Source organism: Lactiplantibacillus dongliensis, from assembly GCF_005405105.1.
GTDB lineage: Bacteria > Bacillota > Bacilli > Lactobacillales > Lactobacillaceae > Lactiplantibacillus > Lactiplantibacillus dongliensis.
In genome coordinates, this window is the sequence record NZ_BJDK01000010.1 from 26,818 (window position 1) to 52,282 (window position 25,465).

Annotated in this window: 23 protein-coding genes; 2 read left to right on the forward strand and 21 right to left on the reverse strand. The window is 45.9% G+C overall.

The annotated features are described in order from the left end of the window. Window positions 1–68 precede the first annotated feature (68 nt). From acpP to FFM80_RS05010, 5 genes are all read right to left on the reverse strand, one after another. Window positions 69–314, reverse strand: coding sequence for an acyl carrier protein (gene acpP, locus FFM80_RS04990; RefSeq protein WP_137635190.1), 246 nt, complete (start codon window positions 312–314; stop codon window positions 69–71). Between the two features lie 38 nt (window positions 315–352). Then, window positions 353–1,399 carry a phosphate acyltransferase PlsX gene (gene plsX, locus FFM80_RS04995; protein ID WP_137639797.1) on the reverse strand — a complete coding sequence of 349 codons (1,047 nt, stop codon included), beginning with the start codon at window positions 1,397–1,399 and terminating at the stop codon, window positions 353–355. A gap of 38 nt (window positions 1,400–1,437) precedes the next feature. Next, window positions 1,438–3,477 (reverse strand): ATP-dependent DNA helicase RecG, encoded by a 2,040-nt coding sequence (gene recG, locus FFM80_RS05000; RefSeq protein ID WP_137639798.1) that lies wholly within the window; start codon window positions 3,475–3,477, stop codon window positions 1,438–1,440. A gap of 284 nt (window positions 3,478–3,761) precedes the next feature. Further along, complete coding sequence (locus FFM80_RS05005; protein WP_137639799.1) at window positions 3,762–5,459, reverse strand: DAK2 domain-containing protein; 1,698 nt, start codon at window positions 5,457–5,459, stop codon at window positions 3,762–3,764. Window positions 5,460–5,494: 35 nt separating this feature from the next. Beyond that, the gene (locus FFM80_RS05010; RefSeq protein WP_105448342.1) at window positions 5,495–5,857 is read right to left on the reverse strand and encodes an Asp23/Gls24 family envelope stress response protein; all 363 of its coding nucleotides are present in this window, start codon (window positions 5,855–5,857) and stop codon (window positions 5,495–5,497) included. Window positions 5,858–6,093: 236 nt separating this feature from the next. On the opposite strand from FFM80_RS05010, the gene rpmB reads away from it, so the two are divergent. Next, entirely contained in the window at window positions 6,094–6,279 is a 186-nt protein-coding gene (rpmB, locus tag FFM80_RS05015) for a 50S ribosomal protein L28 (protein ID WP_137607503.1), read from the forward strand. A gap of 622 nt (window positions 6,280–6,901) precedes the next feature. On the opposite strand, the gene FFM80_RS05020 is transcribed toward rpmB, so the two are convergent. From FFM80_RS05020 to gmk, 11 genes are all read right to left on the reverse strand, one after another. Next, entirely contained in the window at window positions 6,902–7,552 is a 651-nt protein-coding gene (locus FFM80_RS05020; RefSeq protein WP_137639800.1) for a thiamine diphosphokinase, read from the reverse strand. Next, on the reverse strand, window positions 7,552–8,205 hold the full coding sequence (gene rpe, locus FFM80_RS05025; protein ID WP_137639801.1) for a ribulose-phosphate 3-epimerase: 654 nt from the start codon (window positions 8,203–8,205) through the stop codon (window positions 7,552–7,554). Before rpe ends, FFM80_RS05020 begins: the two co-directional genes overlap by 1 nt. Window positions 8,206–8,227: 22 nt before the next feature. Then, a complete protein-coding gene (rsgA, locus tag FFM80_RS05030) occupies window positions 8,228–9,124 on the reverse strand; it encodes a ribosome small subunit-dependent GTPase A (protein WP_137639802.1) in 897 nt (298 codons plus the stop codon). Window positions 9,125–9,232: 108 nt separating this feature from the next. Beyond that, window positions 9,233–11,254, reverse strand: a complete 2,022-nt coding sequence (pknB, locus tag FFM80_RS05035) for a Stk1 family PASTA domain-containing Ser/Thr kinase (protein ID WP_137639803.1) — start codon at window positions 11,252–11,254, stop codon at window positions 9,233–9,235. Continuing rightward, window positions 11,251–11,997, reverse strand: a complete 747-nt coding sequence (locus FFM80_RS05040; RefSeq protein WP_137639804.1) for a Stp1/IreP family PP2C-type Ser/Thr phosphatase — start codon at window positions 11,995–11,997, stop codon at window positions 11,251–11,253. The genes pknB and FFM80_RS05040 overlap by 4 nt, the downstream gene beginning before the upstream one ends. A 20-nt stretch (window positions 11,998–12,017) precedes the next feature. Then, window positions 12,018–13,361, reverse strand: coding sequence for a 16S rRNA (cytosine(967)-C(5))-methyltransferase RsmB (gene rsmB, locus FFM80_RS05045; protein WP_137639805.1), 1,344 nt, complete (start codon window positions 13,359–13,361; stop codon window positions 12,018–12,020). Further along, window positions 13,358–14,308 (reverse strand): methionyl-tRNA formyltransferase, encoded by a 951-nt coding sequence (gene fmt, locus FFM80_RS05050; protein ID WP_137639806.1) that lies wholly within the window; start codon window positions 14,306–14,308, stop codon window positions 13,358–13,360. The genes rsmB and fmt overlap by 4 nt, the downstream gene beginning before the upstream one ends. Window positions 14,309–14,323: 15 nt before the next feature. Beyond that, on the reverse strand, window positions 14,324–16,747 hold the full coding sequence (priA, locus tag FFM80_RS05055; protein ID WP_137639807.1) for a primosomal protein N': 2,424 nt from the start codon (window positions 16,745–16,747) through the stop codon (window positions 14,324–14,326). Window positions 16,748–16,778: 31 nt separating this feature from the next. After that, window positions 16,779–17,993: a bifunctional phosphopantothenoylcysteine decarboxylase/phosphopantothenate--cysteine ligase CoaBC gene (coaBC, locus tag FFM80_RS05060; protein WP_137639808.1), complete on the reverse strand. Its 1,215-nt coding sequence runs from the start codon at window positions 17,991–17,993 to the stop codon at window positions 16,779–16,781. A gap of 553 nt (window positions 17,994–18,546) precedes the next feature. Beyond that, the gene (gene rpoZ / locus FFM80_RS05065) at window positions 18,547–18,759 is read right to left on the reverse strand and encodes a DNA-directed RNA polymerase subunit omega (RefSeq protein ID WP_105448330.1); all 213 of its coding nucleotides are present in this window, start codon (window positions 18,757–18,759) and stop codon (window positions 18,547–18,549) included. Next, on the reverse strand, window positions 18,756–19,376 hold the full coding sequence (gene gmk, locus FFM80_RS05070) for a guanylate kinase (protein ID WP_137635203.1): 621 nt from the start codon (window positions 19,374–19,376) through the stop codon (window positions 18,756–18,758). The genes rpoZ and gmk overlap by 4 nt, the downstream gene beginning before the upstream one ends. Before the next feature lie 199 nt (window positions 19,377–19,575). Here gmk and FFM80_RS05075 point away from each other — a divergent pair, with 199 nt between their 5' ends. Next, on the forward strand, window positions 19,576–19,911 hold the full coding sequence (locus FFM80_RS05075) for a hypothetical protein (RefSeq protein WP_137639809.1): 336 nt from the start codon (window positions 19,576–19,578) through the stop codon (window positions 19,909–19,911). A 161-nt stretch (window positions 19,912–20,072) separates the two neighbouring features. Here the strand turns inward: FFM80_RS05075 and FFM80_RS05080 are convergent, their stop codons facing one another. From FFM80_RS05080 to recN, 5 genes are all read right to left on the reverse strand, one after another. Continuing rightward, window positions 20,073–20,726 carry an ABC transporter permease gene (locus FFM80_RS05080; RefSeq protein ID WP_137639810.1) on the reverse strand — a complete coding sequence of 218 codons (654 nt, stop codon included), beginning with the start codon at window positions 20,724–20,726 and terminating at the stop codon, window positions 20,073–20,075. Then, window positions 20,726–21,661, reverse strand: a complete 936-nt coding sequence (locus tag FFM80_RS05085) for an osmoprotectant ABC transporter substrate-binding protein (RefSeq protein ID WP_137639811.1) — start codon at window positions 21,659–21,661, stop codon at window positions 20,726–20,728. The genes FFM80_RS05080 and FFM80_RS05085 overlap by 1 nt, the downstream gene beginning before the upstream one ends. A gap of 13 nt (window positions 21,662–21,674) precedes the next feature. Continuing rightward, window positions 21,675–22,304 (reverse strand): ABC transporter permease, encoded by a 630-nt coding sequence (locus FFM80_RS05090; RefSeq protein WP_137639812.1) that lies wholly within the window; start codon window positions 22,302–22,304, stop codon window positions 21,675–21,677. Beyond that, complete coding sequence (locus FFM80_RS05095) at window positions 22,301–23,509, reverse strand: betaine/proline/choline family ABC transporter ATP-binding protein (RefSeq protein WP_171001041.1); 1,209 nt, start codon at window positions 23,507–23,509, stop codon at window positions 22,301–22,303. The genes FFM80_RS05090 and FFM80_RS05095 overlap by 4 nt, the downstream gene beginning before the upstream one ends. 215 nt (window positions 23,510–23,724) lie before the next feature. Then, a complete protein-coding gene (recN, locus tag FFM80_RS05100) occupies window positions 23,725–25,419 on the reverse strand; it encodes a DNA repair protein RecN (RefSeq protein WP_137639814.1) in 1,695 nt (564 codons plus the stop codon). Window positions 25,420–25,465: the final 46 nt, after the last annotated feature.

Below are 25,465 nucleotides of genomic sequence, written 5' to 3' on the forward strand. Positions count from 1 at the left end.
AGAAATCAGTGCAAATTAAAAGCAGCGCCTACGAAAGGGCTGCTTTTGCATTTATAACTAATAACCACTTATTTAGCTTGATGAGCTGCCACGTAATCGACAACTTCACCAACCGTGTTCAACTTTTCAGCATCTTCATCAGAAATTTCACTACCGAAAGTATCTTCAAGTTCCAAAACAAATTCAACGAAATCAATTGAATCCGCGTCCAAGTCTTGTTGTAGGTTCATTTCGTTAGTGACCTTACTCTGGTCAACTTCAAAGCGGTCGGCGATGATGCCGGCAATTTTGTTAAAAATTTCTTCTTTTGTCATTCGAATATCCCTCGCTAACTTAAATTCACTAAAGTATTCTAATCGTTTTCGGCCGGCTTGTCTACACCTGCCGCCTGATTAGCTTGTTGGTTAGCATAGTAATCGGCCACCCCTGGGACGATATCCGTGCTGACCATTTGGCGAATTTGTCGGATGGTATTCACAATTGTTGGGGCCTTGCTAGAGCCATGCGCCTTGACAACTGGCGCTTTCAAGCCTAACAAGACGGCCCCACCATATTGGGAATAATCCATTTGTGAGCGAATCTGATTGAAACCGTTCTTTAACAATAGCCCACCAAGTTTGCCACCGATGCCGGTATTATAAACAGCATCTTTGACCAAGCCGAGCATTGACCGGGCCGTGCCTTCGATACTCTTTAAGACGGCATTACCCGTAAAACCATCCGTCACAACCACGTCAGCGACCCCATTTAACAAGTCGCGGGATTCCACATTACCAACAAAGTTAATATCCGCGGTTTGTTGTAAAAGATCAAACGCCGCTTTATGCACCTTGTTCCCCTTGTCATCTTCGGTTCCGTTATTTAGTAACGCCACGCGTGGATGCTTGGCATACATCATCCGTTCAGCGTAATACGTCCCCAAGATGGCATATTGTTGTAAGTTGGTTGGCTTGCTGTCAGCGTTGGCACCAATATCCATCATGACAAAGTTTGATTGCTTGGCATTCCGGACAACTGGCAAGGCTGTGACCAAGCCGGGACGATCAATCCCTTTGATCCGACCAACGATAAATAACCCGGCGGCTAAGACCGCCCCAGAGTTACCGGCTGAGAAAAAGGCATCGGCCTGACCATCCTTAACTGCTTGTGCAGCCATCACGATTGAAGAGTTCTTCTTACGTCGAACTGCCCGAACCGGTTCATCTTCCATGGTAATCACTTCATCCGCGTTGATGACTTGAATCCGGTCACACTTCTTCAAATACTGATTGATCACATCCCGTTTGCCGTACAATAAGAAAATCGTATCTTCAAATAAATCGCGGGCTTGTTCGACCCCTTCAATGATTGCTTGCGGCGCGTGATCGCCACCCATGGCATCAATTGCAATTTTTACCATTTTTGTCACCAGTTCCTCTCAGTGTCAGTCACGGGTCCTTAATCTAAGGTTCCCACGGCTGCTAATTTCGTTTTTAAAACTTGGGCTAACGCTAAGTTGGCCGGTTGTTGCTCCCAATTTGGCGTTGCAACTAACGCGTGCGCATCTTGTTGCGCGACTTGTAAGACCGTTAAATCAGCAATCGGATCGCCCACCTTGAAGGTTGGCATTCCTGATTGCTTGACCCCGAGAACCTCCCCGGAACCACGGAGCTCCAAATCTTTTTGGGCTAAGATAAACCCATTAGTCGTTTCCGTCATAATCTGCATCCGCTCGATACCTTGCTGATTTTTCGGATCAGCAACTAAGATGCAATATGAAGCTTTATCGCCTCGACCAACTCGACCACGCAACTGGTGTAGTTGCGCCAAGCCGAAGCGGTCCGCGTCATAAATCATCATCACAGTCGCATTCTTAACATCCACCCCGACTTCAATGACGGTCGTGGACACCAATAATTGAATCTTATTCGCTTTAAAGTCAGCCATGATGGCTTCTTTTTCATCCGGCTTCATCCGGCCATGTAATAGCCCGACCTGATAATCCGGCGCAAAGTATTCCTGCAAATTAGCCGATAGTGCTTCAGCATTCTTAACATCCAAAGTTTCTGATTCTTCAATTAACGGCGTAACCACATAGACTTGTGAGCCGGCCGCTAACTGCTTACGTACGAAGCTTAATGCGGAATTGGCCTGATTACTTCGTACCCAAGTCGTCTGAATTGGTTGCCGACCTGCCGGCAACTCATCGATTTCTGAAACGTCCATCTCTCCATAAGCGGTAATCGCTAAAGTTCGCGGAATCGGCGTGGCCGTCATCGCTAAAGCGTCCGGTTGATGGCCTTTTTGTCGGAATTCAGCCCGTTGGTTAACCCCAAATCGATGTTGCTCATCAGTAATAACCAACCCTAAATTGGCATAATCCACCCCATCTTGGATGAGGGCATGAGTCCCGATCAATAGGTTAATCTCACCATCCGCCAAAGCAGCCAACAAAGTTTTCCGCGCAGCTGGCTTGGTTGACCCCGTCAGTAATGCCACATTGACCGGCGTATCCGCAAAGACTCGGGCTAAGTTATTAGCGTGCTGCTCCGCTAAGATTTCCGTTGGCGCCATTAATGCCGCCTGATAACCCGCTGTAATCGCCGCATACATCACGATGGCGGCGACAATCGTTTTCCCAGAACCCACGTCACCTTGCAGTAAGCGGTTCATATGCTTAGGCGACTTCAAATCCAAACAAATTTCATTAACCACCCGCTTTTGCGCGTGAGTCAATTCAAACGGTAACGTCTTAATAAACGCCTTTAGCGCGTCGTTATCATAATGAATCGCAATCCCATCCGTTTCACGATCAGCCTGTTTCAAGGCCTGCATCTGCATTTGAAACAGCAAAAACTCTTCATAGGTCGCTGAACGCCGGGCGGCCGCTGAAGCTGCCTGACTGGCCGGAAAATGCATATCATGAATCATTTGTCGCCGTGGTAGCAGCCGATACTTTGCAATCAACGGTGCCGGCACAATGTCGACAATTTGGTCGCCGTAAGTCTCATAAGCTTGTTTAATTAACTTTTGGAGCGTGCCTTGGCGAATCGACTTACTAGCGGGATAAATCGAACCAAATGCTTGATCCGCCTTGTTAGGATTGATAATCTTCATGCCAGTCATGCTGTTACGGGTCGCATCCCACTTCCCATAAACGGCTAAATCCTGGCCAGTTTCAATCTGCTTCATCAAGTACGGCTGATTAAAAAACGTAATCATATAGACATCATGGTCAATTAGCAGCCGAAAGTTCAAGCGGTTCTTCTTACGGCCAAATCGCGCTAGGACTGGCTCAGACGCCACCGTGCCTTTAAGCGTCACTTTTTCTTGGTCTGCAATTTCATTAATATCTTTTACTTGTAAATCTTCATACCGAAAGGGGTAATAAGTCAATAGATCAGCCACGGTATTAATTCCTAGCTCGGCCAAAGCTTTTTGCCGCGTTGGTCCAACTCCAGTCATAACCCCGACTGGATCTGATAATGCAATCGCCATCATGTGGCCCCCTTTCTTTAGACACGTTTGGTGCTAGTTAAACTTGCCACTTACCGGTGTTGGCCCACTTAATCTAACTAGTACTAAGCGTATCTTGACGACAATTTAATCAATGATAACTTTAATCTATAATAGTTTTATTATACCAAAATCTCACGCGATTTGCGTTGTTAGCTCATCAGAAACCTGACTGTCAGCAAGTTAAAATGGTCGGTAATAGCTTGGACTACCCCAAGTATTACCGACCATTTTGATTGCATGTTTAATTAAATCAGTTAAGTCCGCTATTCAACCGAAATCAGGAATGGATAAACTGGTTGGTCGCCTTCATGAATTTCAATTTCTAATTCATCATCCAAGGCTTCCACCGCTGACGCTAACTTGTCAGCATCGGCTTTAGTCGCATCCGCGCCGTAAAAGATCGTGACTAATTCACTATCTTCATCGAGCATCTGCTTGACCATTTCGACCGTCGTCGTTTGCCGATCAGCATCGGTTACCACGATCTTACCATCAACTAAGCCCATGAAATCGTCTTTATGGATTTCCAAGCCATCAATCGTCGTATCACGCACGGCATGCGTCACTTGACCACTGACCACCGTATCCAACGTATCTTCCATTTCAGCTTGGTTATCAGCTAAGTCGGCTTCTGGATTAAACGCCAACATGGCAGTCATCCCTTGCGAGATCGTCTTGCTATGCACGATTTTTACCGGAATATCCGCAACTTCCGCGGCTTGTTCCGCAGCTAAAAAGATGTTCTTATTGTTGGGCAACACTAACGCTTTATCCGCGCCACTAGCATTCACCGCTTTAACGATATCAGCGGTACTAGGATTCATCGTCTGACCACCGGCAATAATGTCCGTGACTCCCAGGCCTTGGAACAACTTACCGATACCATTACCGGATGAAATCGACACGATGGCATAGCCGTGCATATCAGGCTTGGGTTCAACTGGTGTCGTAACGGCCGCAGCTTGTTCCGTTTCATCGTGTTCCATAATGGTTTCTTGTTGTAGCCGCATGTTATCAACTTTGACTTTAATCAAAGCCCCAAAACGTTGGCCCCAGGTCATGACATCACCAGGATGCTCCGTATGCACATGAACTTTAACGATTTCATCATCGTTAATCACGAGTAAAGAATCACCCAGCTTAGCTAAATAATCATAGAAAGTATCATAGTCGAATTTTTGATCAACTAATTTACCATCACCGATTCGAACCATGATTTCAGTACAGTAACCATACTTAATATCATTCGGATCAAGCTTACCCTGTACACTTTGGTGATGGGCGGCATCAATCATCGAATCCATCTCAGCATCGTCCGGCTTGTAGTCTGTTGATTCATCAACTTTCCCACTTAAGGCATCACTAAAGGCTTCTAAGACAAAGGTTAACCCTTGGCCACCAGAATCCACAACCCCAACTTGCTTTAAAACGGGTAGCAAGTCCGGTGTCGACTTCAAAGCGGCTTCCGCAGCAGTCACCACGGCTGTCATAACCACACAGATATCGTCCGACTGCTTAACGGCGTCTTTACCGGCACCAGCCGCTTTCCGAATTACAGTTAGGATAGTTCCTTCAGTTGGCTTCATAACGGCTTTATAGGCCGTCTGAGCACCCGCAGCGAAGGCTTCTGCTAAATCATTAGCATCCAAGACTTCCTTACCAGCGACATTTTTAGAAAAGCCCCGGAAAATCTGCGATAAAATAACGCCGGAATTACCCCGCGCACCCATTAATAGTCCTTTAGCTAACGCTGACGCTAAGTCGCCAACTTTGGTACTGGTTTCGTCACGCTCATACTTCGCGCCACTCGCCATTGATAAACTCATATTGGTCCCAGTATCACCATCTGGCACTGGGAATACATTTAGAGAATTAATAAATTCAGCGCGTTGGTTCAGCTTTTGTGAAGCCGCCTGCACCATCTTGCCGAATTCAAGATTCGTTATCTTGGTGATTTTCAATTTCAAAATTCCTCCTTGGCTCACACCAATTTCGATTAGTCGTTCATTACCCGAACACCTTGGACAATGACGTTGACCGAATTGGCCGCAACGCCAAGCATGTTTTGTAAGTTATATTTGACCTTGGCTTGCACGTTCCGGGAAACTTCTGAGATTTTGGTCCCATAACTGACGATAATGTTGACTTCAATCGCCACCCCATTATCTTCTTGCCGGACAACCACACCTCGTGCAAAGTTTTCGCGGCGTAAAATTTCATTTAAGTTATCACGAATTTGGTTACGACTAGCCATACCAACGACTCCGTAGTTATCCGTTGCTGCTCCGCCAACTACCGTCGCAATCACATCGTTATCAATATCGATTGTTCCAAATTGCGTTTTGATTTTGACAGCCATGAAAATAGCCTCCTTGTTTTAACGCGTTCATTTACGATAGTTTATCATAGCACAACAACCAGTGAAAGAAAAATTAAGCGCCTGCCGTTTGAAAGCCCGAAATGACCGAATTTAGCAGTAAAGTAAAATTACTTGATAGAAATGTATTGCAACCTTTATTAATCTATGATAAATTATTCTAGTGAATGATAAAGCATCGACCTTTTATCAATGATTACCGAAGGAGGCAGATCAACATGGCAAAAGACTTCGTTACAGGCAAACGGACGCACTTTGGTAACTCGCGTTCTCATGCTTTGAACCACAGCCGCCGCAGCTGGAAAGCTAACTTGCAAAAAGTTCGCATTTTAGTTGATGGTAAACCAAAGAAGGTTTGGGTTTCAGCTCGGACTTTGAAATCAGGTAAAGTAACGCGCGTTTAGCGCAACAAAGCGGCACCGCAAAATTTTGCGCGTGGCGTTTTTTGTTACCCAAAATCCAGCATTCAGTCCCAACTTTTTATAAACTTTAGAAAACGACCCGTTGATTTTCAAAATCGGCGGGTCGTTTTTTCTGTTAGTACGATTAATCGTAATTACATTTTCTTTAAAGCGGCCTTCTTGATTTTCTGATCATGACAGTACCCTACAACAGCGGCATTCTAATTATACGCACGACTATCGGTATTGAACGTGATTCTATAGGATCATTATATCGCAGCTTAACATAGTCGGAGAAGACTTTAGGTCCATTACTATTACCGACCAATGCCGTGGCTAAGTCGTATTGATGTTTCAATGACTCTAAATCCTTTTGCTCGGTTAAATCATGATTGATTTTCTTACCGCAACAATTTGGATGGGTAGCTACTGGAAAACCAAAGCACATTTTTACGTTTACACCATTCAAGTCCTACTAAGTGCCGACATGCCTGACATAAAGTCCTAGGCCAACTAAAATGTGTACTAACTATCATCGCGTTAATAAAAAATGATCGGTAATCATTTCGAGTTTACCTCAAAATACGACCGATCATTTTTTAATTTACATCGTTATTAATAGCGACTACTTTTTGGCATCACAACTCTGAATCACGGCAACAACTCCTTGATCGAAGCTAAAGTGACTCGTCGTGCCCACAAATTCGTTGCTAGCCCATGAGATTGGATAATCATTATAAGCGTCATGTAGTTGATACTTAGCATCGCGCAACGTTAAATGTGTTGGTAGCATTGGCACAAATGCTAAATACTTTTTATCGGCTTCTTTTGTCAACGTATAATCCCCTGGCAAAAAGAATTGTACCGTATTTTGCAAGTCAACCAATTTTATCTTAGGCGCCCAAGCCCGAAACTGTGGGTCTAATACTAGCCATAGATTGGCTAACAAATGATCTAAGCGACCACCTGTGGCACCATAAATCACCAACTCATCGGGTTGTAACCGGTTAAAAATCGTCTTAACCGCCAATTGCGTATCGGTTTGATCCTGATCCGGTTTAACAACGACCGTGCCCGTTAAGGCCTGTTTAACCGTGGCTAACTCCCGATCATCAATTGAATCAAAGTCCCCGACCGCAATCGTCGGTTGAATGCCTAACTTCACTAATCGTAACGCACCACGATCTGCCCCCACCCAAGGACCGGGTAACTGGGCTAGATTCGTTGGCCAACTTGTGGTTGGTCCCCCAACTAACAATCTAACCGTTGTCGTCATTAGTTTGTCGCCACCTTTAAATCTTGAATCCGTTGTTCTGGTTCCTGACTGTCATAAATATAAGACCCGGCCACAGCCACGGTTGCACCCGCATCATAACATAATTTGGCCGTCTTTTCGTTAATGCCACCATCGACTTCGATGTCAAAGTCATAACCGCCTTGTTGCTTTAATTGTTCAAGTGCGTGGATCTTTTTCAACATCGGCGTTAAGAAATGTTGACCGCCAAAGCCAGGATTAACCGTCATCACTAGCACTTGATCGACTAATGGCAACAAATCCACAATCTGGCTAATCGGAGTTCCCGGATTAACCACAACTTCAGCTTTAGCGCCAGCCTGGCGGATTAACTGTAACACGTGATAAATATGGTGCGTACTTTCAACATGCACCCCAATCAAGTCTGCGCCAGCTTGGGCAAACTGTTGGACAAACCGTTCTGGTTCAACAATCATCAAATGACAATCTAATGGTAAGGAGGTCACCGGACGTAAGGCGGCCACCATACTCATCCCAAAAGATAAATTAGGCACAAACTGGCCATCCATGATATCAATGTGTAGCGCATCGACGCCCGCACGATCAACCAACTCAACATCGCGTTGCAAGTTGGCAAAATCAGCGCTTAAAATTGAAGGGGCAATTTTTATCATTAGTCTTCACTCACTTTTTAAATTACTTTTTCTTGTTATAAATCACTTTTTTATTTTTAATCGTTTCATAGAATTGTAAATAATCATCGTAACGCGATTGCAGCAATTCGCCAGCCGCTAAAGCCGCTTTTACCGCGCACTTCGGTTCATTGATATGCACACAGCCACGATACTTACAATCAGCACTTAGGCGGACGTATTCTGGGAAATAATGCGTCAGTTCGTTAGCAGCAATATCAAAGACTTCATATGACGAAAAACCGGGGGTATCCGCAACTAACCCATCCGCAATCTCAATCAAGCTAATCTTCCGGGTCGTATGTTTCCCACGATTTAAAGCTTGTGAGATTTCACCCGTCGCTAAGTCCAAGCCCGGTCGTAAATGATTCAACAACGTTGATTTACCAGCCCCAGTCTGACCCATGACCACGGCGACGTGACCCGCCAACGCTTGTTTAATGGCGGTCATCGCACTAGGTGCAAAGGCCGCGCGGTCCATCACTACTTGATACCCAATCGCTTCATACGCCGCTGCCAATGTTGCACGCTGAGCGTACACCTCATCGCTGAGTAAATCCGTCTTGGCCATGTAAATGACTGGTTGAATACCAGCCACCTCCAAAGCAACTAATTGTCGATCAAGTAAATTGGTTGAAAATTCCTGGGCCGTCGTGGCTGTCACCACAATAGCCAAATCAACATTAGCGACTGGCGGCCGTACCAGTTCGGTCTCACGCGCTAACACTTTTAAAATATACCCCTCTTGAGGCGTTGTACTATCAAACTCAACTTGATCCCCTACTAATGGGGTAATCCGACGCTTGCGAAAATTCCCTCGCGCCCGGGTCCGATAGAGTTGGCCATCCGCATACACGTCATAAAAGCCGCTTAGGGATTGGCGAATTTGTCCAATTTTCAAACTAGCACCACCTTATTTTTTATTTGGTACGGTCCACTTTTAACTTTATAACCTATTGTACCAAAGATAATCTAAAAAAGTCATGCCGAAGCATGACTTTTTTAGTGATTAATTAGTTGCATCTTTGTTAGTTACCTTTAAATTCTCATCCACCACGGTCCCATTGCAAACAATCCGATACTGTCCAACTTGTTTACCAGATAATTGGAACGGAATGCTTAAGCGGGTATCCCGCGTAATGGTCAGATCGCGATACAGCGACGAAATTAGATGACTATCATCTTGAATATAGACTTTGACATCATTGGATTGCGACGTCGCCGTCGTTAACGTTTGGTAAGGAACTGTCGTTTTGACATAAAAGCTCTTGGTTGGCGTACTGCTAGTTGGCCGATTACCTTTTGACATATTAACCGTAATCGTCGCCCCGGCCCGCACTTCAGTCCCACCTTCTGGCGATTGTGAATAAGAATAGCCCGTTTTCTGTTCGTCTGAGTACCCCCGCTTGAGATCAACATTCAAGCGATTGCTGTGCGCATAATTCAAGATATCACTGCGGCTTTCACCCGTTAAATCTTTCAGCGTCACTAGCCGACTACCAGAACTAACCGTAAACGTCACGGTTGTTTTACTAGGCAACACTTGACTATTAGCCACGACATCTTGACTAATGATTTGACCCGTCGCAACTTCAGACGTACTGAACCGTTCTTTAACGTCAAACCCATTTGCTTCCAAATCACGTTTCACGTCGGTATAAGTCTCATTGACATAGTTGCCAAAGCTAATCTTTTTCGACCCATTACTGAGGGTCAGATTAATCCGTGACCGTTCTTGGACCGTTGACCGTGCTCCCGGCAAACTTTTAATCACATGGTTTTTCGCCACGCGATTACTTTTGACCCGTTTGACCGTGCCGACTGACAAATGATGCTTCGCCAATAGCTTCGCCGCTGACGCTTGGGTCAAGCCTGAAACTCGCGGTACCGTGGTTTCTTTGGGCCGACTAAGTTCTAAGCCAACACCTAGAGCGCCCAACAATAGCAGTACAATCGCCCCAATAATCAATAGTTTACGCCGAAACGGATGACGTTTGGACCATGACCGTTTGGGTAACGGGGACTCATCAGCTGGTGTTGATGCTGGTTCAGTGGGTGGCGTTGTCGTTTGTGCAGACAATTTCGGCATCGCCTGGGTTGCTTCAGCTTGCCGATGTGCGTCAATCGCAGCCGCAATCTGGGCACTCGGCATGATCTTTGTCTCATCATTTCCAAAATCTTTAGGTTCAAACCGTTTTTCACCCGTTCGCAGCGTGGATAAGGTAGTCAAAAGATCGTTAGCCATATCTTCAACCGTGGCATACCGATCCCGCGGGTCTTTAGCCGTGGCTTGTAAGACCACGTTTTCTAACGCTTGCGGAATCTGACTGTCATAGTCGCGAACCGATGGCATCTCACTTTGAAAGTGCTTTAATGCAATCGAGACGGCGGTTTCTCCTTTAAAGGGCACCGACCCGGTTAACATCTCATATAAAATAATGCCCAGTGAATAAATGTCAGACTGCTTAGTAGCCATACTACCACGGGCTTGTTCCGGCGATAAATAGTGCACGGACCCTAAGATCGTATTCGTTTGGGTCATCGTATGTTCAGATAAGGCGACAGCAATCCCAAAGTCCGTAATTTTAGCATTGCCATTTTCATCAATTAAAATGTTTTGCGGTTTTAAATCGCGATGAATAATGTTATGCGCATGCGCCGTGGCGACCGCACTTAATATTTGTTCCATGATGTCAATAACTTGTTGAAGCGGCAACGGGAAACGTTCTTTAATGTAATTCTTCAAGTCCATCCCTTTGACGTACTCCATCACCAAGTACTGCATCCCATTTTCTTCGCCGACATCATATAAACTCACGATGTGCGGGTGGACAAGCTCCGTGGTGGCGAGCGCTTCACGCTGAAACCGCTTGATGGTCTTCGGATCATCGCGCAAGTCCAGTCGCAGCAGTTTCACCGCCACATCACGGTCCAATATTAAGTCATGCGCCAAGTAAACATTCGCCATACCACCTTCACCTAAAGACCGGATAATGCGATACCGTCCGCTAAGTGTGTAGTTGGGTGTCATTTACTGGCCACCTCACCATCCACAGCCACAATTAAAGCTGTGATATTGTCGTAACCGCCAGCTGAATTAGCCAACTTGATCAACGTAGCGCACTTATCAGCAACGGGTTGATCAGATTGTAAAACGGTCGTCAGTTGTTGATCCGTAACCATGTTTGTTAATCCATCTGAACATAAAAGTAACTGGTCACCCGGAATCATCTTATACAAGTTGGTATCAATATCGGCATCCGGTGAGATACCGAGTGTCCGGGTAATGATATTCTTTTGCGGATGTTGCCGCGCTTGTTCCGCCGAGATTTCACCCCGCTTCACCAGCTCGTTAACTAATGAGTGATCCTCCGTCAATTGTTGCAACTGACCATCGCGGAATAAATAACCACGACTGTCGCCAATATTGGCCATCAAGAATTCATCATTAAACATCAAGGTTGCGACCATCGTCGTCCCCATGCCGTTTAAATCTGAAAACTCACGGGCCTTCTCAATAATATGCTGATTTTCATCTTGAACTTCAGCGGCTAACCATTTTACAGCATCGGTTGGGTCGCTAAAGGTGGTATTTTCAAACCGATAGCCCATGTGCGAGACCGCCATTTCTGACGCCACATCGCCACCTTGATGACCACCAATGCCATCCGCAACAATGGCAAAATTAATCCCCGCGGTGTTCTTAAAAACCCCGACGTAATCTTCATTTTCTTTGCGTTGTTGGCCGATATCAGACCGGTATGCAAAATCCACGGTTTATCCACGCTCCACTGTTATTTTTTTCGTAAGCAGGCAATGAAGAAGCCATCTGACAAGTAATCATCCGGATAGATTGACAATGTCTTGTCAGGCCGATCTGCTTTTAAATGATTGGCAGTCGGCGTTTTAACTAATTCAAAGTCTGGGTGGTCTGCTAAGAAGGCTTTAACCACCTGTTGGTTTTCTTGTTCGAGAATGGTACAAGTGCTATACGTCATGATACCACCTTTTTTCAAGGTTGGGGCCACGGCCGTTAAAATTGATAATTGGACTTTTTGTAAGTTCAAACTATCTTGTAACGACTTTTCATAACGAATTTCTGGTTTCCGGCGAATTAGGCCCAAACCAGAACAAGGCGCATCGACCAAGATTTTGTCAAAATGGGCTGCTCCAAACTCAGCTTCGGCTTTGCGGGCATCCAATTCGGTGGCCGCTACCCGATCAGCAACGTTCATGCGAGCCGCATTCTTACCGATCAACCGAACCTTAGGCGCATGAATATCTAAGGCAACGACTTGGCCGCCTTGATCAACGTCTAAAGCCGCCGCAATTTGGGTGGTCTTCCCACCAGGAGCGGCACAGGCATCTAAGACCAGGTCACTGGGTTGAACATCCAAAGCTGGCACGACCAGTTGCGCACTCTCATCTTGAATCGTAAACATCCCATACTTCATGGCACTCGTATTGATGGCTTGGCCTTCATTAACAACAATCCCGAGTGGTGAAACTTGGCTGGCTTCAACGTCTAAGCCTTCCTCAGTCAACACGGTCATCACGCCAGCAACATCAGTCATAGCGGCATTAACCCGTAATGACTGCTTAGCCGGTTGGTTCAGAGATGCAATCAATTGTTGCATCTTGTCCGCCCCTAATTGACGCCGTAATTCCTCAATTAACCAGATTGGCATACTATAAGTGACACTTAAACGTTCATCAGGATTTTCAATGGTACTAAAGTCAGGTAAGCCACGCCGATCCATTTCGTGTAAAACCCCGGTCACAAACCGCCGAATACCTGGGTGACCTTTCACCTTCGCGATTTCAATCGTTTCGTTGAAAACGGCGCGCTTAGGAATCTTATCCAAATATTGCCATTGGTAAAGCGCACTCAAAAGCAATTCATGCACCCATGGATCGAGCTGATGCGGATGGCGCACAAACGGCTTTAACCAGTATTCCAAGGTCAAGCGATGTTGAATCACCCCATAGACCATGTTGGTTAATAAGTTAATATCCCGCCGATCCATGGAATGTTGATTAATTAATTGATTTAATTGTAGATTTGAATACGCACCGTCTTTGATCTTAGCTAACGCTGAAACCGCTAACCAACGGGCACTATTGCCGACTTCACTCATTTTGTAATTACCTGCTCTCCAGTATTAAATTTATCCACGGCCCCATTTAAAAAGGCTGTGATGGTCATCTTAGGTTTCCCAGCTGGTTGCAATTCTTGCACTGACAGCGCCGTCTGATTAGCCGCCGCTAGCACTAATTCATGCTTGGTCTTGCGGACAACTTGCCCAGGTGCTTGCGTCACCGTTTCAGTTAGTGGCGTTACTTGCCAGAACTTAGTCCGTTTGCCATCGAGCATCGCATAGGCGATCGGTGCTGGCCGTAGCCCGCGGACTTGATCATCAATCTGAGCCGCCGTCTGGTTAAAGAAGTCCAATTGTTCTTGTTCTGGCTTGATAGTTGGGGCAAACGTCACTTGGTCTTCCGCTTGCGGTGTGGCTTTAAGTTCGCCAGCAATCAACTTGGGTAACGTTTCGAGCAATAAATCACGGCCGACGAGACTCAGCTTGTCAAACATCGTGCCAGTATCATCGTTGGCTGCAATTGGAATCGCTTGTTGGGCCAACATATCGCCAGCATCCATCTTTTTGACCATATAGATGATTGTGATGCCGGTTTCGGCTTCGCCATTCATGATTGAATATTGAACTGGCGCCCCACCCCGATATTTCGGTAATAAAGAACCATGCACGTTAACGGCCCCAATCTGCGCCGCCTTCAACAACTTGGTCGGTAAAAATTGACCAAAGGCCGCCGTCACAATGAGATCAGGCTGCAAGTCGATGATTTGTTGCATTTCCGGACTGCCCCCGATTTTTTCGGGTTGTAGGACCGTAATGTCGTGTGCGACCGCCACTTGTTTGACTGGTGAGGCGGTTAAGATGTGTTTCCGACCGACTTTGCGATCTGGCTGGGTTACAACGGCTTTTACGTCGTAACCATTTTCAATTAAACTGGTTAAAATAGGCGCCGCAAATGCGGGCGTTCCCATAAAGACAATGGATGTCAATTTGATTTCCTCCAATTACATAAAATGCAAGGGTTCGACGTCAATCGCAATCTGCAACCCTTGTCGTTGTTGAACTTGGGTCTCATGCAACAGCGTGGTTAACGTCGCCGCCAAATTCGGCTCACGCTTGTATTTAATGACGATTTGATAGTAGTAGCGGCGATTAACCCGGGCAATCGGCTTAGGCGTTGGACCCAAGATCTGCGTTGACGGGGTTAATCGCGGTTTGAGCCACTGTAATAACTGGTACATACGTTTAGCAGCGATGGCTTCATCTAAGTCACTCGCGGTAATCTGAACTGTAAAGTAGTATGGCGGATAACCGCCCTGATGACGCATCCGCATCTCATACTTAAAGAAACCTTCATAATCATGATGCTGGGCAAAACGAATCGCATAATGATCCGGATTAAACGTCTGAATATACACATGCCCGCTTTTTTCTGCCCGACCAGCCCGGCCACTAACTTGCGTTAACAGTTGAAAGGTCCGCTCACTGGCCCGAAAGTCAGGCAATCCCAGGGCCGTATCGGCATTCAAGACCCCAACTAACGTGACATTAGGAAAGTCCAGTCCCTTGGCAATCATCTGGGTACCAATTAGAATATCGGCTTCACCGCTGCCAAACTGTGACAGCAACCGCGCATGGGCGCCCTTCTTACGGGTCGTATCATTATCCATGCGAATAATCCGGGCATCTGGTAACAAGTCTCGTAATTCTTCTTCGACTTTTTCCGTCCCAGTACCATAATAACGAATCTGGTGACTGTGACAGTTCGGACAAATCCGCGGAATCGCTTCTTCATGACCACAATAATGGCACTTCATCGTATGCGTATCCATGTGCAAAGTCAGTGAAATATCACAGTTGGGACATTTCAAGACAAACCCGCAATCCCGACACAATACAAACGACGAATAACCACGCCGATTCAACATCAGCACACTCTGTTCGTGGCGATCTAATCGATCTTGTAGTGCCACTAATAACGCTTGAGAAAAGTTACTTTCAGCGTGCTTTTGCAACTCGGTTTTCATATCAATGATTGAGACTTTCGGTAACGGTCGCTGATTGACCCGATCGGCTAACAACAACCGTTGATACACGCCCTTTTCAGCCCGCGCCCGAGTCTCTAACGATGGGGTCGCCGAACCTAAAACGACTGGACAATCGTGATACTGACTACGCCACAAGGCTACTTGACGGGCGTGATACCGCGGCGCGTCGTCTTGCTTATAGCTATTTTCGTGTTCCTCATCCATAATGATCAAGCCTAGATTAGTTAAAGGTGCAAAGACCGCCGACCGTGCGCCAACGACCACTTGGGCCTCTTGGCGCTTGATGCGACGCCATTCATCATATTTCTCACCACTGGACAGACCACTGTGTAAGACGGCCACGGCTTTCCCGAACCGGCCTTTGACCCGTTGGACCATCTGGGGTGTCAGTGAGATTTCCGGCACCAGCATTAGCGCCGTCTTACCTTGAGCCAATGCCGCCGCAATCGACTGTAAATAAACCTCCGTCTTCCCGCTACCGGTCACGCCTTCAAGTAAAAACGTGGTTTTAGCGGGCTGTTGAACGGCAGCCACAATCCGATCAACGGCGACTTGTTGTTCATCATTGAGCTTCAGCGGCTTGGTCGCCTTAATATTAGCCGTTGCATACGGATCACGGTAAACTTCAATCGGCGTCTTTTTCAACCACCCTTTTTGTTCACCGGTCCGGATCACCGCTTCACTGACAGCGAACTGTTCACTAAACTTTTTTTGCGCTAGTGTTTCGCCGTTAAGCGTCTGTAGCCCCTTTAACAGTGCCAGTTGCTTGGCAGCGCCAGCACGAACCGTCTTCTCAGCGGCAACTAAATCCGCTTGATCCAAAGCAGCGGTGATGCCGACCATCGTTTTATGATGAGCTTGGTTCTTAACTTGAAAATAAACTTCTACGGCCCCAGCAGCCTGTAAACGTAACAGTTCACTCACTTGGGCGGGTGTCGTAGCCACGTCGTCAAACGGCACACTCGTCTGACCATGAAACAGCGTCGTTTGAATAGCCGTAGGGGTGGTCGCCGTCGTCCGTAATAACTTGACATACTTGGCCCGCATCACGGCTGGTAACATCGTTTGGGCACAGGTAATTTGAAATGAAAAGGTACTATCAGCCAGCCACTTCGATAGCGCTAATGCTTCCGAATTCAAGACTGGAGCTAGATCGACCACGGTATCAATGGCTTTTAGCTCACCATCATACGCCGGTTCGTCCTCATCATTGCAGGCCAAAACAAATCCCTGAACGCGGCGTTTACCGCGACCAAACGGGACGACTACCCGCATCCCAGGCTGGACTTGTGAACGCCAAGCCGCGGGAATACGATAACTATACGGTCGATTGGTCTGCATCGTTGGCACATCGACCAAAACTTGTGCAATTTGTGCCACCGTCAACTTCCTCTCTTAACCCCACATTGGTCTAGGCACCGCGATTAATCGCCGCGGTCAAGACACTGTGGGCAATCTCAGTTTTCGATAATAAATTGGTCGTCACCGGCGTGCTATTTGGCGTTAATAAAGTGACCTGATTGGTATCCCCATTAAAGCCCACTCCCGGTTGCGACACATCGTTAGCAACTAACATATCAAGTTTCTTTTCGGCTAACTTCTTCTCGGCATTTGCCAATAAATGTTGGGTTTCAGCCGCGAAACCAATCACAAATTGACCCGTCTTTTGGGCCGCTAATTGTTTCAAAATGTCAGCCGTTTCCGTTAATTCTAAGGTCAATCCAGTTTGACCAGGTTGTTTCTTAATCTTTTGGTCAACTGCTTTGACTGGTCGGTAATCTGAAACGGCGGCGGCCATCACTAACATATCGGTAGTGGCAAACTTGGCCGTCACTTGAGTTAACAACTCGGCCGCCGATAAGACTTCAATATACTGAACCCCAGCCGGCTGAGTTAAGGCTGTTGGGGTACTAATCAACGTCACTTCGGCACCCAATTCACGTGCGACTGTCGCCATTGCATAGCCCATCTTACCGGAAGATCGATTAGAAATATAACGTACGGGATCAATCATCTCACGCGTCCCGCCCGCAGTGACTAAGACTTTTTTACCATGTAAAGGTAAATCCGTTTGCTGGTCAATCAACGTCTGAGTGAGCCAATCAACAATCTCATCCGGTTCTGGCATCCGCCCACGACCGACATAACCTTCTGCCAGCATTCCCGTAGCGGGGGTCAACACTTGCAGGCCATCTGTCTGCAACTGTGCTAAGTTGCGTTGGGTCGCCGGATTAGCATACATATGTGAATTCATTGCTGGGACCACATATTTGGGAGCCGTAGTGGCCAGAATCGTCGTTGTGGCTGCATCATCAGCAATCCCATTGGCAACTTTAGCAATCAGATTAGCTGTGGCCGGAACCATAATCATCAAGTCCGTCCAGTCGGCTAAGGCAACATGACCGACATGCTTAGGATCTTGCATCGTAAACTCATCGCTAAACACCGGTTGTTGCGTTAACGTTTGAAAGGTCAGCGGCGTTACAAATTCAGTCGCATGCGCCGTCATCGTCACCCGTACGGTGGCACCTTGCTTCATTAATTGCCGCACCAAATAAATGGCCTTATAACTCGCAATTCCACCACTCACAACCACTGTCACATGTTGATCTTGCCAAATACTCACACCAGTCACACCCTTTTTCAGTCATGTTTAGACGACTGATCATTTTCATTTTTAGTTTTGTTCATGTTGCCACTCTGGTTGGACCGGAGCAATGCCGGAACGTGGTGGCCGCGTTTGTGAGCCAAAAATCGGTCTCACAAGCCGGGCTTTATCTAAGTCGAAAACCACGACTAAGATAAACGACACCACTGAGCATTGTCCGGCCCGCCCGGCGTTAAGACAGTCGCTGCCATGCAATTAGCCAAGCAAACAAAATCATGCCCCTGCCAGTTAACTAGCGCAGGTCGGCTCAGCCGGTGAAATTAGACTTAGCTGAGTGCTTTTTACTCAGGTTAGTCAAAGGCTGATTGATGAGACCGCACTTTGGCTTATCAATCGCGCCCACCACGTTCCGGCATCAGCTGAGCCGACTGGAGCAACAATGATAACATTTATGAATAACTTTTAAACATGCACAGGTTAATTGTATCAAGAATCAACAGTCACGTGAAGCTTCAAGACTGATGACATAAAAAAAGCGCCAAGGCACACGGCCTCGACGCTCTTGGTCATCCTAGTCTTTATCGGTTTCGTCCGGGTCAATCATTAAGTCGCCCGCCGCGATTTCTTCCAAAGCCCGACCAATCGTCTTAACAGACTTGTATTCACTTAACATGGGAGCAGCGCCGGCGTCCAATTCATGAGCGCGCTTGCTAGCTAACATGATCAATGAGTAACGGGAATTAACTTGCTTTAATAAATCATCAACTGATGGATATAAGATCAAGATTCTGCATCTCCTAACATTTCTTCATACTCTGGCATCACTCGTTTGACACTGAAGCGCTCGCTGCGAATAATCGCTTTGATCCGTTCAGCAGCCAAAGGAACTTCATCATTTACCACCGCGTAATCATAGTTACGCATCATCTTAATTTCACCAACTGCTTTAGCCATCCGCTTATTGATGACGGCCATATCATCAGTCCCCCGACCGATGATGCGGTGTTTTAATTCCATGAGGTCCGGGGGCGTTAAGAAGATAAAGACCCCGTCTGGCATCTTTTCACGCACTTGCATCGCACCGTTAACTTCAATTTCTAAGAAAACGTCTTTGCCAGCTGCTAAAGACTGCTTAATATATTTTAAGGGCGTTCCGTAGTAGTTGTCAACATACTTGGCGTATTCCAGCATACCGCCACTCTTGATTTCATCCTCGAATTCATCTTTGGAGACAAAATAGTAGTCCTTTCCATCAACTTCACCCGGCCGCATGTGCCGCGTGGTCATCGAGACTGAATATTGAAAATCATTATCATCTGAGTCAAAAATTTCCTTCCGGACGGTACCTTTACCGACACCAGAGGGACCTGATAAGACGATTAACATGCCTTGTTTCGCCATGATCGCAAATTCCCCTTATTAAATATGTTTTAAAGATTATTTTGCACTTTTTACCGCGTAATTGCAAGTGTTATTAGGCTTGCCACCATTTTTCATCCCGTTGACAAAAAACTTTTAGTCGAAAACGGAAAATATTGCTTGCTTTTCAGAACGTTCGTTCGTATAATAAAAACACAAACAAACGTTCGAGGTGGCTAATATGCAAAATAAACAAACGCGTCTACAAACTATTTCTAAGAATTTTCAAACGTCGTATCGTCAAATCTTTGACGAGATTACGACAGCTGCTGCAGCCAGTGCGCCCTTGCTTCCGCAAATGCCCGCCTTTCAACGGACATTGTTTTTGGAGCAAGCACAGCAACGGCATTATCAAGTGATGTTGCAAATGCAACCAGCCTTAACGCAGACGCATCCCTACAATATTCATGGCGTCTTAAAGACCTTAGCGTCTGGACAACTCGTCTTGATCAATCGTGAAAAACACCTGACGCATTTAATTAATTTAGATCAAATCCGTTATTTACAACGGGCTTAAACTTTAATAGACCTTGCATCAAAAGATGTGATCAGTCTCAATCAAACCTTGCCGATTGACCTGGTGTTTTTGATGCAAACAAAAAGATTGATGTTACAGTTCAACTAGCTTCCCTGAATGAGTTAGAATTGACGCCTGTAAATCAATCTTTTTTATTACTTTTATTTCTGCGTTGGATCAGCTTTCTTTTCAATCCAGCCAAGGATCAAGTCGGAGATAATAGCCATTAACGCCGTTGGTAAAGCCCCGGCTAAGATAATGGCACCACCGTCCGTGGCATTGGTCCCACGAATAATGATATCACCTAAACCACCGGCACCCACGAAAGTCCCGATAGCGGTAATCCCAATCGCTAGCACTAACGCGTTCCGTAAGCCCGCCATAATAACGGATAAGGATAACGGTAATTCCACGATCCGCAAAATCTGCCAACGGGTCATACCCATCCCTTTACCAGAATCCAAGATTGTCGGACTGACATTTTGCATCCCAGTATAGGTATTCTTAATAATTGGCAGTAATGCGTATAAGAAGACCGTCACGACCACCGTGTTCACGCCTAAGCCTAAGCCAATCATAATAATTGACAGCATCGCCAATGATGGCACCGTTTGAATGACGTTCGCAATCGCAATCACTGTCGCACTCAACCGACTATGATGGGCAATAAAGATCCCGATTGGAATCCCGATAATCGCCGCAAAAAGCACCCCGTAAATTGAAATCAAGAAGTGACGAGCAAACTGACTTAAGACGTACGCGCCGTTTTGTTGATAATAGTAAATCAATTGTTGCAGCATGTTCATATGAGCCATTATTTGTCACTCCCTTCAAAATAGTTGTGTTGTTCAAGAAATTGCTTGGCCACGACTTCAGGTTCTACCAAGTCATTATCGACTTGATAATTCAAGTTTTGCATCGTCTTCAAGCTAATCTTACCGTTCAACCGTGATAGGATCGGCTTTAATTGCGGATGCTGCTTCAAGATGGCATTCGTCGCAACCGCACTAGCATTGTATGGTGGGAAGAAGTTCTTGTTATCTTTTAAGATTGTCAAGTCATAACTGCCAATCCGACCATCCGTCGAATAACCCAGAATGGCATCCATCTTACCGGATTCCAAAGCATCATAGACTAACCCAATCTGCATTGGATAAGTCTTACCGAACTGGTAACCGTACAACGTTTGAAAGGCATCATACCCGTCACCTTTTCGTTCCAGCCAAGTTTGATCCAAGCCAACTGTTAACTTAGACGCGACTTTCTTCATATCGCTAACCGTCTTTAAGTTATACTTCTTAGCCGTCTGCTTCGTCACCATAAAAGCATACGTATCCGCAAACCCGTATGATGGGAAGTAGTGCATTTGATATTTCGTATCAAATTGGTCTCTAACCTTTTGGTCGGTTTCTTTGATATGTGCCCGGTCGACTTTTTCACCTAAAATCGTGGACAAGTCGGTCCCAGTATACCGAATCGCGGAAATATCGGCCTGTTTGTTCTTCAACGCATTAAAACTAACCGTTCCAGAACCTAAGTTATTAATGATGGTCGTATTCATCTTGGAATAGTGCTGAATCATATCCTGAATCATGTAAGCCATCACTTGTTGCTCAGTGGTGTTTTGGGAGGCAATCCGCACCGTATCTGACGATGTCCCAGCTAAGCCCGGAAAGCCGCAGCCCGCTAAGACGAACACACTGGCAACCGTGGCAACGGCACCTAAAATCCATTTTTTAATTTTTTGCATGTCGTTTCCCTCCTTACGCCTGTGACGTCCGCGGGGTAACAACGGCTTCTAATTTACCCAATAACCAATCAACAATTAACGCCAAAATAATCACGGGAATCGAACCACCTAAAATCAAATCCGTCCGATACAAGTTTAAACCATTGAAAATAAAGTCCCCTAAACCACCAGCACCGATATATGACGCTAAGGCTGCCCAAGCAATCACATAGGTTGCCGATAAGCGAATCCCAGACATAATTACGGGTGCCGCCATTGGGACTTCCACTTTAATAATTGATTGCCAGCCGGTCAGTCCCATACCTTTGGCCGCATCAATCAAGGCTGGCTCCACATCTTCCATCCCCAAATACGTGTTTCGCAGAATCGGTAAGAGTGAATAGATGAATAACGCAATGATAGCTGGAATGGCCCCAATCCCAAAGAACGGGATCATTAACGCTAATAACGCCATCGCAGGAATCGTTTGTAGCATACTGGCAATTGCCATGACGACGTTCGCAATCTTTTTAACTCGCGTTAACAAGATCCCAAGCGGTACCGCCACAATAATCCCTAATGCCAACGCAATCGCTGAGATGTAGATATGTTGCCACGTCTTCATCAACAGTTGCGTGCCATATGTTTGTAAGAACGTGATCATTGCTGATCACCGCCTTCAGCGCCAGTCTGATCATTGGCTTTAGCCTTGGTGGTATCCTCTCCGTGATGAATGTTATCAGATTCTTCATCTTCTTCTTCGTCACCCCAAAGGGCATCATAAACAATATCGACCAAGGTTGCCCGTGTAACAATCCCGACCAACCGGTGTTGGTCATCTACGACCGGAACGTTTTTAAAGCCCCGCTTCAAGATCCGCTCAACGGTATCCCGAATTAACGAGTTAGATTGCACATAAAAGATATCCCGCTTCATAATGTCATCGACACTGGTGGCGGAGTTAAAGCTGTAGTCCACATCTTCAATGCCAATCATTCCTTTCAGAATGCCGGCTTCATCCGTCACTAATAAGGAATCGACTCGCTTATCATGCATTAATCGCAACGCATCCGTCAATGACTTGCCAGGGGTCGTTGCAATCGGACTCTTCAACATCACTTGTCCAACCGTCGTGATACTTGGACGCGCTTGAATCAAGCGATCTTTCCCAATCAAGTTTTCAACGAATTCGTTAGCAGGATGCCGTAAGATGCCATCAGGCGTGTCCACTTGCATAATCTTACCGCCATCCATGACGACAATCCGCGTCGATAGCTTCAACGCTTCATCCATATCATGCGTAACAAAGACAAATGTCTTCCCAAGTCGCTCTTGCAAGTCTTTAACTAAGTCTTGCAAAGCTTCACGAGTAATCGGATCCAACGCCCCAAAGGGTTCATCCATTAAGACTAAATCTTGGTTAGCGGCTAAGGCCCGGACAACCCCGATCCGTTGTTGTTGCCCACCAGATAGTTCGGAAGGATAACGATCTAAGTAGTCTTCTGGTAATTCGACTAACTTAATCATTTCCTTAGCCCGTTCATCCATCTTATCTTGGGGCCATTTCAACAATTTCGGGACCATTGTAATATTGTCACGAATCGTCATATGTGGCATTAACCCGATATTTTGAATCACATAACCAATCTTGCGCCGTAACTTAACGGGATCCATCTGACCAATATCTTGACCCTCTAGCTTAATTGTCCCCGAGGTCTGACTTAACATCCGATTGATCATCCGCATGGTCGTTGTTTTCCCGGAACCAGATGTCCCGATAAAGCAAACAAATTCACCTTTTTCAATTTCCAAATTAAAATCTTCGACCGCAACTTTGCCGCCTGGATAAGTTTTATTCAAATGTTCCATTGTCAGAAACAACCTCATCACTCCAATCTTTTTATTATTATAAATTACTAATTTAATGCATTACACATTAAATGATAACTTATACTGAAACCTAATTGCAAACAACTCGTCACACAATTGTTATTTTCATAATCGCGTTTCCGCGCTTAAAACCTACTTAGACGCCAAAAAGAGCCTGTCGGAAAAATCTCAGGCTCTAACACGTTAAACTGGCATTATTCAGCTTTTTCTTCACCAGCCAGCCGTAAAAGTTCTTCGGCGTGCTCTAGCGATAACTTGGTTACTTTGGTCCCAGCTAACATCCGGGCTAGCTCTTGGACTCGTGATTTTTGATCCATTTTGGTGACGCTGGTCTTGGTCCGTTGTCCGGTAATCTTCTTAGCAATAAAGTAATGATGATCACTCATCGCTGCCACTTGTGGCAAATGGGTAATACATAATACTTGTGAGAAACGGGCAATGCCGCTGATCTTTTCAGCAATTGCTTGGGCCACGCGCCCGCTGACCCCGGTATCTACTTCATCAAAGATGATACTGGTAATCCCTTGTGATTCCGAGAAAATCGTCTTCAAGGCCAACATCATCCGGGACAATTCACCACCTGAGGCAATCTTCGCTAACGGCCGCATCCGCTCGCCGGGGTTAGTTTGAATATAGAATTCGACGCTATCCAAACCACTGCGAAAGATTTGCCCCTTCGTCGGCTTAAAGCGGACTTCAAAGACAGCTTTATCCATATACAAATCTTTTAGTTCTTGATGAATTTGCCGTTGCAATGTCTTGGCACAAGTCCGCCGCTTATCTGATAATTGCCGGCCAGTTGCTAACAAGGCGTCCTTCTTCTCGGCAACTCGCTGCGATAACCCTTCACTGTTTTCTTCTGAATCAGTCATCTCTGCTAATTCAGCAGCGATTTTCTTGTAATAATCTAACACCTGCTGCTCAGAATCGCCATATTTACGCTTCAATTGACCCAATACATCTAACCGTTGTTCAATTTCATCTAAGCGGCCTTCGTCAAACTCTTGCAAGTCTAATTGATTTGAGATTTGGCCCGCTGCATCTTGTAACGCATAAAATGCATTTTTGACATTCACTGTAATCTCGTTAAACGCCGGATCTAAGTTGGCAATTGTCTCAAGCGCGTTCATCGCCGTTCCAACTGTATCGACCGCCCCTGGAGTTTCTTCCCCATCAGCTAACAAGGTGTAACTTTGCTGGAGCGCCTGGTTAATCGTTTGATAGTTGTCTAAGCGATCACGCTCAGCCGTTAATTCGGCTTCTTCACCGACCCGCACTTGGGCCGCCGAAATCTCTTCCACTTGGAAGTTCAGCATGTCTAAACGTTGGGCCCATTCTTTTTCATTGGCATTCTTTTGCCGTAATTCTTGATTTAATTGCTGATAGTCTTCATACTGCTGCCGATATTTGGTTTTCAGTTTGCGAATCTTACTAGCCGCAAATTCATCTAATAAGCCCAAATGTTTATCTGGCTGCATTAATTCTTGGTGTTCATTTTGCCCATGAATATCGACAATCGTCTCGCCAATCCGTTTTAACGTGGTGGTGTTGACCAGCATGCCGTTAATGCGACAAGTGTTCCGACCACTTTTGGCAATCTCACGTTGTAAGATCACGGTATTGTCCGCGTGATCAATTCCCGCTTCATCGAGCAGCTGCGCAGTCACCCCATCAGCTGGCAGAATAAACATCCCTTGTAAGACCGCTTTATCGGCCCCCGTCCGGATGAATTCTTGTGACCCGCGACCACCAGCCAATAGCCCAACCGCATCAATAATAATTGATTTACCGGCCCCCGTCTCCCCAGTCAGAACGGTCATCCCATTTTCAAAGGCAATATCTAAATGTTCAATAATAGCAAAATTAGTAATTGAAAGTTCTTGTAACACCGCGATTCCTCCCTAAAAAAAACGACCCGCCACAGAAACTGTGCGC